11 protein-coding genes are annotated in these 13,480 nt (G+C 72.1%); 6 read left to right on the top strand and 5 right to left on the bottom strand.

Features of this window, described 5'->3' with window-relative positions; all coding sequences use genetic code 11:
- Positions 1–59 precede the first annotated feature (59 nt).
- The gene (locus OG522_RS16985; protein WP_329463818.1) at positions 60–1,229 is read right to left on the bottom strand and encodes an MFS transporter; all 1,170 of its coding nucleotides are present in this window, start codon (positions 1,227–1,229) and stop codon (positions 60–62) included.
- A gap of 128 nt (positions 1,230–1,357) precedes the next feature.
- Between OG522_RS16985 and OG522_RS16980 the strand changes: the two genes are divergently transcribed.
- Complete coding sequence (locus tag OG522_RS16980; protein ID WP_329463817.1) at positions 1,358–1,705, top strand: ArsR/SmtB family transcription factor; 348 nt, start codon at positions 1,358–1,360, stop codon at positions 1,703–1,705.
- Between the two features lie 200 nt (positions 1,706–1,905).
- Positions 1,906–2,364 carry a hypothetical protein gene (locus tag OG522_RS16975; RefSeq protein WP_329463816.1) on the top strand — a complete coding sequence of 153 codons (459 nt, stop codon included), beginning with the start codon at positions 1,906–1,908 and terminating at the stop codon, positions 2,362–2,364.
- Positions 2,365–2,455: 91 nt separating this feature from the next.
- Here the strand turns inward: OG522_RS16975 and OG522_RS16970 are convergent, their stop codons facing one another.
- Positions 2,456–4,426, bottom strand: coding sequence for a HelD family protein (locus tag OG522_RS16970; RefSeq protein WP_329467628.1), 1,971 nt, complete (start codon positions 4,424–4,426; stop codon positions 2,456–2,458).
- Positions 4,427–4,603: 177 nt separating this feature from the next.
- Complete coding sequence (locus tag OG522_RS16965; RefSeq protein WP_329463815.1) at positions 4,604–5,527, bottom strand: sigma-70 family RNA polymerase sigma factor; 924 nt, start codon at positions 5,525–5,527, stop codon at positions 4,604–4,606.
- 136 nt (positions 5,528–5,663) lie between these two features.
- Between OG522_RS16965 and OG522_RS16960 the strand changes: the two genes are divergently transcribed.
- Together OG522_RS16960 and OG522_RS16955 are read left to right on the top strand one after the other, a co-directional pair.
- On the top strand, positions 5,664–5,858 hold the full coding sequence (locus tag OG522_RS16960; protein ID WP_329463814.1) for a hypothetical protein: 195 nt from the start codon (positions 5,664–5,666) through the stop codon (positions 5,856–5,858).
- Positions 5,859–5,973: 115 nt separating this feature from the next.
- A complete protein-coding gene (locus OG522_RS16955; RefSeq protein WP_443074709.1) occupies positions 5,974–7,134 on the top strand; it encodes a glycosyltransferase 87 family protein in 1,161 nt (386 codons plus the stop codon).
- On the opposite strand, the gene OG522_RS16950 is transcribed toward OG522_RS16955, so the two are convergent.
- Positions 7,092–8,735: a DNA repair helicase XPB gene (locus OG522_RS16950; protein WP_329463813.1), complete on the bottom strand. Its 1,644-nt coding sequence runs from the start codon at positions 8,733–8,735 to the stop codon at positions 7,092–7,094. The genes OG522_RS16955 and OG522_RS16950 overlap by 43 nt on opposite strands.
- A 322-nt stretch (positions 8,736–9,057) precedes the next feature.
- Here OG522_RS16950 and OG522_RS16945 point away from each other — a divergent pair, with 322 nt between their 5' ends.
- Positions 9,058–9,309, top strand: coding sequence for a hypothetical protein (locus OG522_RS16945; protein ID WP_329463812.1), 252 nt, complete (start codon positions 9,058–9,060; stop codon positions 9,307–9,309).
- Between the two features lie 11 nt (positions 9,310–9,320).
- The gene (locus OG522_RS16940; RefSeq protein WP_329463811.1) at positions 9,321–10,508 is read left to right on the top strand and encodes a flotillin family protein; all 1,188 of its coding nucleotides are present in this window, start codon (positions 9,321–9,323) and stop codon (positions 10,506–10,508) included.
- A 324-nt stretch (positions 10,509–10,832) separates the two neighbouring features.
- On the opposite strand, the gene OG522_RS16935 is transcribed toward OG522_RS16940, so the two are convergent.
- Positions 10,833–13,334, bottom strand: a complete 2,502-nt coding sequence (locus OG522_RS16935; RefSeq protein WP_329463810.1) for a helicase C-terminal domain-containing protein — start codon at positions 13,332–13,334, stop codon at positions 10,833–10,835.
- Positions 13,335–13,480 lie beyond the last annotated feature (146 nt).

Here is a 13,480-nt window from a genome sequence, read left to right as displayed (position 1 = left end):
ACCGGGCCTTACGCACCTGGACCCATGGGTGGAGCCCGGGGTGGAGATCGGCGGCTGCCTCAGGTCCACCCCGGATCCAGCCGCATGCGTACCCGGGGCTCGCGCGTCGTCGCGTACGCCATCGCAACTGCCGCCAGCATCAAGGCAGTTGAGGCCATCGGGAACCAGCGGTCGCCCAGGATGGCTATCGCGGCGCTGCCCGTGCCGCCCGCTGCCGCGATGCCCAGGTACAGCGCGGTGGAGTTGAGGGAGAGCAGGAGCGGGGCGCTCGGCGGGTCGAGGGAGACCAGTCGGGCGGGCAGGGCGACGGCCACCGCCCAGCCCGCGAGCGGGTTGAGCGCGGAGGCGATGAGGGCTGTCGTCATGGACTGCATGAGCCAGGGCAGCGCGAGCGAGACGGCGGCCGAGAGCGTACCGGCCGTGAGCATCACGAGGCGCGGGCCCCACTTGTCGACGATCCGGCCGCCCGCGTTGCTGCCGACGACGGAGAAGACGCCCGACACGAACAGGAGCAGGGTCAGCCGCGACTGGTCGCCGCCGGTCGCTGGGGCCGAGGCCACGGTGTAGTAGATGAACACGGTCTGGTAGGCGAGGAAGACCAGGAACGTCGTGGCGGTCGCGCCGAGGACGCGGCGGTCGGTGAGCGGCGCGAGCCGGGTGCGCAGGGAGACGGCGGGGGCCGGGGCCGGGAGGTCGCGCAGCATCAGGGCGAGGCCCGCGAAGGCCGCCGCGCCGAGCACCGTGACCAGCCACATGGTGAGCCGCCAGTCGGTGCGGCCGATCCAGGTGCCCAGCGGCACGCCGAGCGCGGTGGCGACCGTCATGCCGCCCATGACCGTGGCGATGGCCCGGCCGCGTCGCTCCGGCGGCACCAGCGAGGTGGCCACCGCGCTGGCGGTCGGGGTGTAGAGCGCGGCGCCGACGGCGGCCAGGACGCGGGTCAGGAGCAGCGTGCCGAAGGTGGGGGCGAGCGCGGACAGGGCGTTGGCCAGGGTGAAGACGGTGAGCGCGATGAGCAGGGTGCGTCGTCTTGGCCACTTCGCCGTCAGGGTCGCGAGGGTGGGTGCGAGCACCGCGTACGAGAGCGCGAAGACGGTGATCATCTGGCCCGCGCCGGTGACGGATACGTCGAGGTCGCGGGAGACGAGGCCGAGAATCCCGGCGATCACCATCCCGTCGGTGCCGACGGCGAAGGTGCCGAGGGCGAGCAGGATGAGGCGTAGGCGCATGGGTGGTCCCCTTCCACGGGCAGCGCGGTGCGAGAATGGTTTGACGCATGTCAAACGAAACGGTCCCTCGTAGAATAGGGGTCGTTTGATAGTTGTCAAACAATTTTAGGGGAGGGGAGAGTGCGGGCATGGTGGAGGAGAAGGCGCAGGACCCCGACGCAGGCGAGCGGCTTCCGCAGCCCGGCACGGCCGACATCGAGCTGGTGAAGGTGCTGCACGCGCTGGGTGACCCGGTGCGATTGTGGCTGCTCAAGGTGTACTCGGACGGCGAGCAGTACAGCTGTGCCCCGGACGCGCTCGGCCTCGGCCACCTGCACAAGTCGACCGTCTCGCACCACATGCGGATCATGCGCGAAGCCGGGGTCACCTCCACCCGCGTCGTCGGCCGCAACCGCTACGTGCGGCTACGCCGCGAGGACCTTGAGGCGCGGTTCCCGGGGCTCCTCGACGCGCTGGTGAAGTCGCTGCCGTACTAGGCGTGCGCGGCGCCCGGCGCCCACTCGCAACCGTGGTGCTCGCCGTGCGGTCGCGATGTGGGGAGGGATGCGGACAATGGGAACTGTGCCGGGACGACACCCTCGCGGCGTACTCGCTTCGAGTGACGTGTTCTGAAGCGGTTGCGAGACGGGCCGTGAAGTGGCTGAGTGATGTGTTCCGAAATGGCTGAGGAGCGGACATGCGACGGCAGAAGGCCAAGGCGGCAGCTCTCATCGGCGCGGTGGTGGCTCTGGCCGCAGCCGTTGGGCCGGCCGCGGGCGAGGAGCGACCCGGCGACCCCCCCACCGTCGCGGTCGACTGCTCCGGGAACTCCCAGGTCCGGCCCGGCAGCTATCTGATCGCCTGCGGTGACGGAAACAACGGCCTCGTCTCCCTGCGCTGGACACAGTGGGGGCCGGCATCGGCCGCGGCCGCAGGCCTGGACATGGTGAACGACTGCCGGCCCTACTGTGCCGCCGGCCGCTTCCACTCCTACCCCGTGACCGTGCGCCTTGACACCGTGCGCCCCAGGCCGGGCCACGAAGGCCAGTCGTACTACAGCGTCCTGCACGTGCACTACACGGCCAACACCCCACCCGGAACGCCTCGCGACACGTCGTACCCGATCGTGGTCGCCTCCCGGGCACCCCTGGCCTGACCGGGGGCTCGCTCAGGCCAGGCGGCGCCTGCGGCCGTCCCGCGGGCCGGTTGCCCGCGAGGCCGCCGACGTCCGGTGTGGCCGCCCCGGGCTACCCGAGCTGGGCCGGGAGCGGCGCCGCGTGCAGGACGGTGAGGCCGGAGACGGCGCGGGTCAGGGCCACGTACAGGCGGCGCAGGCCGGTTCGTTCGTCGGGCTCGCCGTCGACCACGGCGGCCGGCTCGTCCAGGACCACGTAGTCGTACTCCAGTCCCTTGGCCAGCGAGGCCGGGACCAGGGTCAGCCGGGACTTGGCCGTCGTCTCCTCGCCGGGCGCGAGGTAGGCCAGGCCCTCTTCCTCAAGTGCCGTTGCCAGTACGGGAATTCTGGCGTCGGCCGCGATCAGGCCGATCGAGCCCTCGTGTACGAGGGACGCCACGCAGGCCGCGACCACATCCGCGTCCAGGTCCGCCGACTCGCGCACGTCGAGCGAGCCGGGCGTCTCACGTACCGACTCCACCGCCGTGAGCCCCGGCGAGATCGACGGCAGTAGCTTCGAGGCGTACGCGATCACCTCGCGCGGTACGCGGAAACCGGCCGTCAGCTCCTCGACCACCGCCTCCTCCTTGCCGAGGTGACGCAGCGCCTCGGCCCAACTCGCCGTCGCCCAGGGCGTGGTGCCCTGCGCCAGGTCGCCGAGCACCGTCGCCGAACCGGTCGTGCAGCGGCGGCCGACCGCGCGGTACTGCATGGGGGAGAGGTCCTGCGCCTCGTCCAGGACGACGTGGCCGAGCGAGTGGGTGCGGGCCACCAGGTCGTTCGCCTCGTCGATCAGAACGGCGTCGGCCGCCGACCACTTCGCGGACTTCACACTGCGGGCGGGCTTGGGGGCCAGGATCGCCTTCTGCTCGTCGGCGGTGAGGATGCCGTCGGCGTGCGCGGCGAGGAACTCGGGCTCGTTCAGCAGCCGCAGGACCAGCTTCGCCGGGTCCACCGGCGGCCAGATCTCCTTCACGGCCGCCTTCACGGCACTGTTGCGGGCCACCGCGTCCTGCACGCGGTCGTCGGGGGCCTCCCCGGCCTGCTCCATCCGTACGAGAACGGTGTGCGCGATCCGCTGCGGCAGCGCCTCGCGGGCGGCTCCGTACCGGATGTCGCGGTCCTTCAACTGCTCGACGATCTCGGCGAGTTCGTACGCCGGAATGCGCCAGCGGCGCGAACCGCGCACCACGACGATGGGCTCGGTGGGGACGGTGACGTGCGCCCAGACGGCCCGGCGGAGCACCTCGGCCATCCGGGCGTCGCCCTTGACGACGGCGGACTCGGCGGGGTCGGCTCCGCGTACCTCGACGTCCTTCGACACGAGGTCGTCCACCGTGGCCTGCTTCACCTCCAACTCGCCCAGAGCCGGGAGGACTTGCTCGATGTAGTGCAGGAAGGACTTGTTCGGGCCGATGACGAGGGTGCCGGTGCGGGCCAGGCGGTCGCGGTGGGCGTACAGGAGGTAGGCGACGCGGTGCAGGCCGACGGCGGTCTTTCCGGTGCCGGGCCCCCCTTGCACGCAGACGCTGCCGGAAAGACCCGACCGCACGATCTCGTCCTGCTCCGGCTGGATCGTCGCCACGATGTCGCGCATCGGGCCGACGCGGGGGCGCTCGATCTCGGCCTGGAGGAGCTTGCTGGTCCGCGCGCTCTCGGTCGGGTCGGTGAGGTGCTCGTCCTCGTACGCCGTCAACTCGCCGCCGGTGTAGCCGAATCGGCGGCGCAGCCCGATGTCCATCGGGTCCTTCTTGGAGGCGCGGTAGAACGGCTGCGAGACGGGCGCGCGCCAGTCGATGACCATCGGGTCGCCGTCGGCGTCGTGGACGTGCCGTCGGCCGATGTAGAACCGCTCGCCCTCGGCCCCCTCGGCGAGGTCGGCGCCGGGGGCGTGGAGATAGTCGAGACGGCCGAAGAAGAGGGGGGTGTGGGAGAGGTCGGCGAGGGCCTTGATGCGGTCGTCGATCTGGCGCTGGAGGACGGCGGCGGTGACCCAGTTCGCGGTGACGTCCTTGATGTCCAGGGCCTGGACGTCCTCGCGCATGGTGCGCAGCGCCGCGCGGGAGTCGGTGAGGTGGGTGCGCTCGCGGAGCAGGGGGTCGTTGGGGTCGTGCGTCTGCACGGGGTGCCTCCGGCGGTTTTGGCGGAGGGGGGATTTTAGCCGGGGGGTGGGTGCGGGGCGAGCGGTTTTTCCCCGGGCCCGCCCCAGCACCTCCCAAGGTCAGGCCGTCAGGAACGAGACGTCCAGCTTCGGCGTGCGCTCCTGGTCGGCCAGGATGTTCAGTTCCGTGATCCGGCCGTCCTCGCCCAGCGTGAAGGCCATCACCGAGTACAACCGGCCGTCGACCACCGCGACGATGCCCGGCATGTCGTTGACCAGGACCGGGCGGGTGAACGGCGCGAACTTGCGGAAGGTGTGGGCCTGTTCGGCCACCGCGCGCGCACCGCGCACCAACTTCGACGCCGGCAGCAGCCCCGCGTCCGCGCGCAGCAGCACGTCCGGGTCGAGCAGGGCGAGCAGCGCCTCGAAGTCGCCGGCCCGCGAGGCGGAGATCCACGCGTCGACCACCTCGCGCTGGCGCCCGCGGTCCGTCGAGGGAGAAGCGCCCTGGTCCTGCACCCGGCGCCGCGCCCGGCTCGCCAGCTGACGCGTCGCCGCCGCCGTCCGGTCGACGATTGGCGCGATGTCCTCGAAGGGCAGCGCGAACATGTCGTGCAGCACGAAGGCGAGGCGCTCGGCGGGCGCCAGGGTGTCCAGGACCACCAGAAGCGCGAGGCCCACCGAGTCGGTCAGCAGCGCCTCCTGTTCGGGGTCGACCACGTCCACCCGGCCGAGCACCGGATCCGGCACATGGACCGTCTCGTAGTCCCCGACGTCGAGCGCCGCCTCACGCCGCACACTGCGCGAACGCAGCATGTTCAGACAGACCCGTCCGACGATCGTGGTCAGCCAGCCGCCCATGTTGTCCACCGCGCCGCTGTCCGCGAGACTGGCCCGCAACCAGCCCTCCTGCACGGCGTCCTCGGCCTCGCTGAGCGAACCGAGCATCCGGTACGCCACCGCGCGCAGGTGCCCGCGGTGCTCCTCGAAGAGCCGGGCGAGGTGTTCGTGGTCGGCGCCGCCGCCGGAAGCGAGTTCGTCCATCGTCGTCATTCCTCCGTGGAGACGCGGGGCTCATACCCCGTAGGGGTTGGGGTCGGACCAAAGGAGTACGCGGGGTGTGGGCAGACTCAGCCCGGGGACCGATGTGCCAGGGTTGTCCGGAATCCATCATGGATACATGAGTACCGCGACCTTCACCCCAGCCCCCTCCGCCCGGCCCCCCAGAGGCGCCACCGCCTCGGGCGCCACGACCCACCGTACCCACATGATCGGCAATGCGGTCCGAGCCGCCAAGGTCATGGCAGGCGCCGCCTTCCGTGTCGTCGTCCTCGGGGAGTACGCGGAGGAGGCGGGTGTACACCGCAAGCGCTGACGCGGGTGCGAGCACCGTAAGTACTGGCGCGGATGTGCACCGCGAGTACTGAGGCGGGTGTGCGCCGCAAGCGCCGATGTCCTTCGCAATCCCCTTCCCGCTAGGGTCACTTCGTGTGACCGTACGCCCACACTCCGCGATTCCCGCCCTGGTGGCGAGCGCCGTCCTCGCGCTTTCGCTCACCGCGCTCGCCGTGCTCTGCGTCGCCCTGCGGATCCCCATGGCGGACGCCCTGGTCTACCGGGCGGAGGGCGCGGCCGTCGTCCACGGCACCGATCTCTACGGGTTCACCGTCACCGAGTGGCACCTGCCGGCCACCTACCCGCCGTTCGCCGCCCTGCTGTTCGTGCCGACCGCCTGGCTGCCGCTGCCGGTCCTCAAGGCCCTCTTCGTCGTCGGCAACGCCGCGCTGCTCGCGCTCCTGGTCCACCTCTCCTGCCGCTTCGCGGGTCTGAAGCCGCGCCTCGCGTACGTTCTTGCCGCGACCGCCGCCGGAATTTGGCTGGAACCCGTCTTCCAGACGCTGCTCTTCGGGCAGGTCAACCTGGCGCTCGCCTGCCTCGTACTCTGGGACCTGTCCCGGCCCACGGGCGCCGCCGGCAGGGGGTTCGCGGTCGGTGTGGCCGCCGGAATCAAGATCACGCCGCTGTTCTTCGTGCTGGGTCTGCTGGTCCGTGGGCTTCGCCGGGAAGCCGCCACCGCGCTCGTCGGGTTCGGGGTGACCGTGCTGGTCGGCGCGCTCGTACTCCCTTGCGCCAGCGTCGAGTTCTTCACCCGGCGGCTTTTCGAGACGGGGCGGGTCGGCAAGGCGTGGATCGTCGACAACCAGTCACTGCAAGGGCTCGTCGCCCGGCTTCTGCACACCGCCGAGCCGGGCGCGGCGTGGGCGGTGTGCGCTCTCGCCGTCGGCGGCGCCGGGCTGTGGGCCGCCCGCCGCGCCGATGAACGCCGGGCGCTGGTGGCGACGGCCTTCACCGCGCTGCTGATCTCGCCCATCAGCTGGTCGCACCACTGGGTGTGGTGCGTTCCCCTGATCGCGTTGCTGGCCGCCGAGGGGCATGCCCGTACGGCCGCCGCGCTCGCCGTCGTCTTCACCGCCCGCACCCTGTGGCTGGTGCCTCACGCGGGCGACCTCGACCTCCAACTCCCGTTGTGGCAACAGCCGTTGGCGTCTCCCTACGCACTGATGGGGCTTGCGGTGGTGGGGTGGGTGGCCGCCGGGGAGCGGACCGGTCAGCTGTCCGCGAGGAGTTCGTCCGCGTCCATGATCCGGTAGGCGTAGCCCTGTTCGGCCAGGAAGCGCTGGCGGTGGGCGGCGAAGTCCTGGTCGATGGTGTCGCGGGCCACCACCGAGTAGAAGTGCGCCTGGTGGCCGTCCGCCTTCGGGCGCAGTACGCGGCCCAGGCGCTGGGCCTCCTCCTGGCGGGAGCCGAACGTGCCCGACACCTGGATGGCGACCGTCGCCTCCGGCAGGTCGATCGAGAAGTTCGCGACCTTCGACACCACGAGCACGCTGATCTCGCCCTCGCGGAACGCGCCGAAGAGCTTCTCGCGCTGCGCGTTGGAGGTCTCACCCTTGATCACCGGCGCGTTCAAGTGCTCGCCCAGCTCGTCGAGTTGGTCGATGTACTGGCCGATGACCAGGATCTGCTGGCCCGCGAACTTCCGTACCAGCGCCTCCGTCACCTTGCGCTTCGTCGCGGTCGTCGCACAGAAGCGGTACTTCTCCTCCGTCTCGGCGGTGGCGTACGCGAGGCGCTCCGAGTCCGTGAGGTTCACCCGCACCTCGACGCAGTCGGCGGGCGCGATGTAGCCCTGCGCCTCGATCTCCTTCCACGGCGCGTCGAACCGCTTGGGGCCGATCAGCGAGAACACGTCCGACTCGCGGCCGTCCTCGCGCACCAGCGTCGCGGTCAGCCCGAGGCGTCGGCGGGCCTGGAGGTCGGCAGTGAACTTGAAGACCGGCGCGGGCAGCAGATGCACCTCGTCGTAGACGATCAGGCCCCAGTCGCGGGAGTCGAAGAGCTCCAGGTGCGGATAGACGCCCTTGCGGCGGGTCGTGAGGACCTGGTACGTCGCGATCGTGACCGGCCGGATCTCCTTGCGCGTCCCGCTGTACTCGCCGATCTCGTCCTCGGTCAGCGAGGTGCGCTTCACCAGCTCGTGCTTCCACTGGCGGGCCGAGACCGTGTTGGTGACCAGGATGAGCGTCGTCGCCTTCGCCTCGGCCATCGCGCCCGCGCCGACCAGCGTCTTGCCCGCGCCGCAGGGCAGCACGACCACACCGCTGCCGCCGTGCCAGAAGCCCTCGACGGCCTGCTTCTGGTACGGACGCAGCGCCCAGCCGTCCTCCGCGAGCTCGATGGGGTGGGCCTCGCCGTCGACGTACCCGGCGAGGTCCTCGGCCGGCCAGCCCAGCTTCAGCAGGGTCTGCTTGATCTGGCCGCGCTCGGAGGGGTGCACGGCGACCGTGTCGGCGTCGATGCGCGCCCCGACCAGTGGGGTGACCTTCTTCGACCGCAGGATCTCTTCGAGTACGGGCCGGTCGGTGGAGGTCAGCACGAGACCGTGCACGGGGTGCTTGGACAGCGTGAGGCGGCCGTAGCGGGCCATCGTCTCGGCGACGTCCACGAGCAGGGCGTGCGGCACCGGGTAGCGCGAGAACTCGACCAGCGCGTCGACGACCTGCTCGGCGTCGTGCCCGGCGGCCCGCGCGTTCCACAGGCCCAGCGGCGTCACCCGGTAGGTGTGGATGTGCTCGGGCGCCCGCTCCAGCTCCGCGAACGGCGCGATGGCACGACGGCAGGCGTCGGCCTGCTCGTGGTCGACCTCCAGGAGCAGGGTCTTGTCTGACTGGACGATGAGGGGTCCGTTCACCTGGGGCGTGTCCCTTCCGACGGATGGCCACCCTGGGGCGGGCGGGCAAACTTCCAGTCTGCCGCATCCGGAGGTGTGGCGGAGCCACCCGTGGTGGGGCCGGACGGGCTTGGGCGCCTCGCACCTGGTGGGGGCCGGACGGTGGCTTGTGCCCGGCTTGGCCGCCGGGCTGCTGTTCCTGCCCGACCGGGCGGCCGTACCCACAGGTCAGGACCGGTATCGATGCTTCCGGTCCAACACGGGGTGGCCCGAGGATAGGCCCCTGATCCCCACAGGTCTAAGGTCTGGAATCCAGAACCAGAACGATGGGGGGCGTCAGGCCGTGTACGAGGACGATGCGGTCATCGGCTGTCCCGGAGTGCTGCTCGTCGCCACTCGCGGAGCCGCCGGTCCCGGCGAGATCCTGGTGAGTGTCAGGGGCGGCTCCGAGGCCTTCCTCGCCTGGTCGGAGGAACCCCTCCCGAAGGGGGCGACCGTACTCGTGATCGGATCACGTGGCACCCGCCAGGTGGACGTCATCGAGTGGGCCGATCCGTTGGACGCGTTGGGCGGCGACGCCGCCGACGCCGGCTAAGGAGACAAAGGATGTTCGGTTACCGGGTTCCCGCCCCCGACGAGGCAATGCTGATCTCCGGTGGCAGGCGCGGCCTTGGGGGCGCCCCGTTCCGGGTAGTGACCGGCCACGGCAAGTTCGTCCTGCCGATCTTCCGCAAGACCCGCTTCCTCACGCTTTCGATGTGCGAGGCCGAGGTCACCGAGACCTGTGTGACCCGGCAGGGCATCGCGCTGCACGTGCGCGCCGTGATCGCGTTCAAGGTGGGCAACGACAACGAGAGCATCGTCAACGCGGGCCAGCGCTTCCTGTCCGACCAGGACCAGATGTCGGTCCTGACCGGCCGGATCTTCGCCGGTCACCTGCGGTCCATCATCGGATCGATGACCGTCGAGGAGATCGTCACCGAGCGGCAGAAGCTCGCCGCCGAGGTCCTGGAGACCTCCAAGACCGAGATGGCGAAGATCGGCCTGATCGTGGACTCGCTCCAGATCCAGTCGATCGACGACGGCGACGTCGGCTACATCGACGCGATGTCCGCGCCGCACAAGGCGGCCATCCAGCGCCAGGCCCAGATCGCGCAGGCGCAGGCCACCCAGGCCTCGGTGGAGGCGGAGCAGGTGGCCGCGCGCAACCAGGCCGAGTACGCCCGCCAGACCGCGGTCGTCAAGGCCGAGTACTCCGCCGAGGTCGACCGGGCCCAGGCCCACGCGGCCCAGGCCGGTCCGCTCGCGCAGGCGCACGCCCAGCAGGAGGTGCTCGCCGCGCAGACCGAGCTGGCCCAGCGCGCGGCCGAGCTCCGCCAGCAGCAGCTGGTCGCCGAGATCGTCAAGCCCGCGCAGGCCGAGGCCGAGCGCATCAAGGTCCTCGCGATCGCGGAGGCGGAGCGGATGAAGATCCAGGCCGAGGCCGCCGCGTCGTACGACCGGGTGGCGCTCGACCGGATGCTGATCGACCAGCTGCCGCAGATCGTGAAGGAGGCCGCGGGGGGCCTCGCGGGGGCGAACGTCAACGTGCTCAACGGGGCGGATGGCTTGGGCGAGATCGCGGCGGGGCTTGTCGGGCAGGGGCTGACGATTCTCGACTCCGTCCGGCAGAACCTGAGCGGGTCTGAGCCGCGTGGCGACAAGAGCGACCGGCAGCTCTCGCTGCCCGGTCTGCTCTCCGGCAACGCCGAGCGTGGTTCGGGCAAGGGGGATGGGCCGGTCAACGTCGACTAGGCGCTCCGCGGGGGGTGCGGGTCGTCGGGTCGTCGGGTGCGGGCTGCCCTCGGTGGGGTGGGGTGGGATGTTGGCTGCGGGTCGTGCGTGGTCGTTCGCGCAGTTCCCCGCGCCCCTCAACCCCGTTTCGGGGTGCGGACCGTGCGTGGTTGAGCGCGCAGTTCCTCGCGCCCCTTGGGTGGGTGGGTGGGTGGGGTGGGGTGTTGGCAGCGGACCGTGCGTGGTTGGTCGCGCAGTTCCCCGCGCCCCTTGAAGGGGCCCGATGTTGGCTGCGGGGCGTGCGTGGTTGAGCGCGCAGGTCCTCGCGCCCCTTGAAAGTGGGGGTCAGGCGGGGTCGTCGGCTAGTTCTGCTACGCCTGTGATGCGGTGCAGGGGGTAGGTGCGGACTTCGTCCGCCGTGTGGTCGTACGCGGTGACGAAGCCGCCCTCCACCCGTACCGGCGCGATGACCCGCTGGCTGGCGGCGCCCTCCGCGTTCACGTAGCCGATCCACACCGCCGAGCCGGTCATGGCCGCCGCCTGCACGGTGGCCAGCGTCTCGGCGGGCGAGGTGCGCGGCAGCGAGCCGTCGGTGCGGGCCGCCTCCGGCTCCTTGCGTACGACGGTGGCGGCCGTGTCGCCCGCGCGGATCGCGCGCACGGCCGCGTCGAGCAGCGTCTCGTCGGGCAGCGGCGGGCCGTCGGGAACCGGCACGGGCGCCGCGCGGCGCGGGGTACGACGGGAGTCGGCGCGGGTGATCACGACATCGCCCTCGGCGGACTCGGCGGCAGGCGCGTAGCCCATCGAGCGCAACCCGTCGAGCAGGGCGCCCGGTTCGGCCGTGGTGGCCAGGACCGTCGGGGCGAGCCGGCGCAGCCGCAGCGGCTGGCTGCGCTTGTCGGCGAGGATCTCGCCCAGCATCGATTCGTCGTCACAGCGCACATAGGCCGAGGCCACACCCACCCGCAGGTGGCCGTGTCGGCGGGCCACATCGTCGATCAGGTAGCTGAGCGGCTGCGGCACCGGCGTACGGCTGTGTTCGGTCAGGAAGGCCTGGAGGTCGGCGGCGGTCTGGCCCGCGTCGAGGGCGCGGCGCACCGAGCCGGGGGTGAAGCGGTAGACGGTGGCGCCGCCCTTGGACTCGATGTCGGCGAGCACCCCGAGCATCGCGGCGAGCGGTCTGCGCAGCGGGCCGGGCGCGACCGCCGTCAGATCGGCCTGGAGCAGTATGTGGTCGACGGGCTCGGGAAGATGCGGGGCGAGCGCCTGCGCGGCGAGGTGGCCGACGGCGTCGAGTTCGAGGGCGCCGGAGGCCGGGGTGAGCAGGGCGCGGCCGTGCGTGGTGAGCGCGCCCCGGCCGGTCAACCCCAGCAACTCGGCCTCGGACAGCGTCCATTGGGCGAGCCGCGAGCGCAGGTCGTCCGGGCCGCTGCGGGCCGGGTGCTCCCAGCGCAGCCGGTCGATCAGCGACTGGGGGTCCGGGGAGGTGGCGTCGGGCAGCGTCGCGAGCAGGGCGAGGACGCGACGGCGGACCTCGGGCGCGGGGGAGCGGTCGAGGTCGGGGCCGAGCGCGGCGAGGGTGCGGCCCTTGCTGTCCTGGTCGCCGACGAGCCCAGGCGTGCGGGTCGCGGCGAGCCAGGCCACGGCGAGCCGGCCCCACCGCTCGGCGGGCGGCAGCTCCAGCCAGTCGTCGTACTCGGGGGTCGGCGCGAACCGCTCGTCCGCCTCGCCGTCGGAGGCCAACAGGCCTGCCGCATAAGCGAGTTCGAGCCAGAACGCGGCGATCGGCTCGGAGACGTCGAGGGCGGTCGCGGTGCGCTTGAGATCCCGTACGGACAGACCGCCGGCCCGCAGCACGGCGGGGCCGCCCTCGTTCCACTCGGCGAGCAGGTCCTCGACGGTGGTCAGCGCGGTGAACGCCTGGCCCGCGGCGGCCGCGTCCACAGCCTGTGGACGGTACTCGCGCAGCGGCGCCACGGCGGGCGCCATCGGCTCGGGCGCCCGGTGCGCGCGCCCGGCGCGCAGGTGCAGAGCGACTTCGCGCGGCAGGACCAGGGTGCGCGGCGAGGCCGGGAGCAGCAGGCCGTGGTCGCGCAGCCAGCGCACGGGGGGCGGCGGATCGGCGGAGACCTCGCCGTACGGAGGCCCCCACACCAGGCGGTCCAGCACCGTCAGCGCTTCGGACGGGGCCGTGTCGAGCAGGGCGGCCATGCGGGTGCGGTCGGTGAACAGGGAGGTCAGCGCGGCGATCGCGGAGACCGGGTCGTGGGTGGCCGGCAGCCCCGCCGCCCGGAGGATCTCCTGGACGCGGCCCGGCGACATTCCCGAGATCGCCTCGGCGACGGTCGGCCCGAGGCCCGTGGCGGAGAGGTGCGTGGGGGAGGGCGCGAGCAGTTCCCGGGCGGTCCGCACGAGCCGCAGCCGGTCGTCGCCGCCCCACACGAGCGCCTGCTCGCGCAGCGCCGCGACCGCACCGGGCAGCGCGTCCTCGACGGCCTGATCGCCGTCGTCCCCCGCGAGCAGGCTCCGTACGGTGTCGTACGGGGCCGGGTCGGGTGCGACGGCGAGGGCCTGGGCGGTCTGGAGGGCGAACGTGTCGAGCCGTTCAAGGGCGCGGACGACGGAGGCCCTGGTGGCGGCCCTGGTGGCGAGCTGGGTGAGGTCGCCGGGGACCGGGCTGAGCAGGTCGGGGCGGGTCCGCAGCAGGGCGGCGAGCGAGTCGTCGGTGCGGACGCGCAGCGCCTCGGCGAGGGTGCGGGGTGCCGAGGCAGCCCTGCTCGTCGTGCCGGCCGTGCCGGTCGTCGTGTCGGGCACGTGCGCCTCCTGATTGCGCTGGCCGGTCCCCATCCGCCCCACGTTAGCCGCTGCGCGCTACCGTCAGGAGCCAGAGCCGGTGTCCAAAACGCGACCGGACCGGCGGACGGCGGCTCTCAGGGAGGCTGAGGGTCCCCCTGCTCCTCAAGAGCTCGGGGGGCGGGGCGGGGACCGCGGAG

The organism is Streptomyces sp. NBC_01431 (genome assembly GCF_036231355.1).
Lineage (GTDB): Bacteria > Actinomycetota > Actinomycetes > Streptomycetales > Streptomycetaceae > Streptomyces.
Note: the sequence above shows the minus strand (reverse complement) of the source record. Positions and strands in the feature narration are given on the sequence as shown.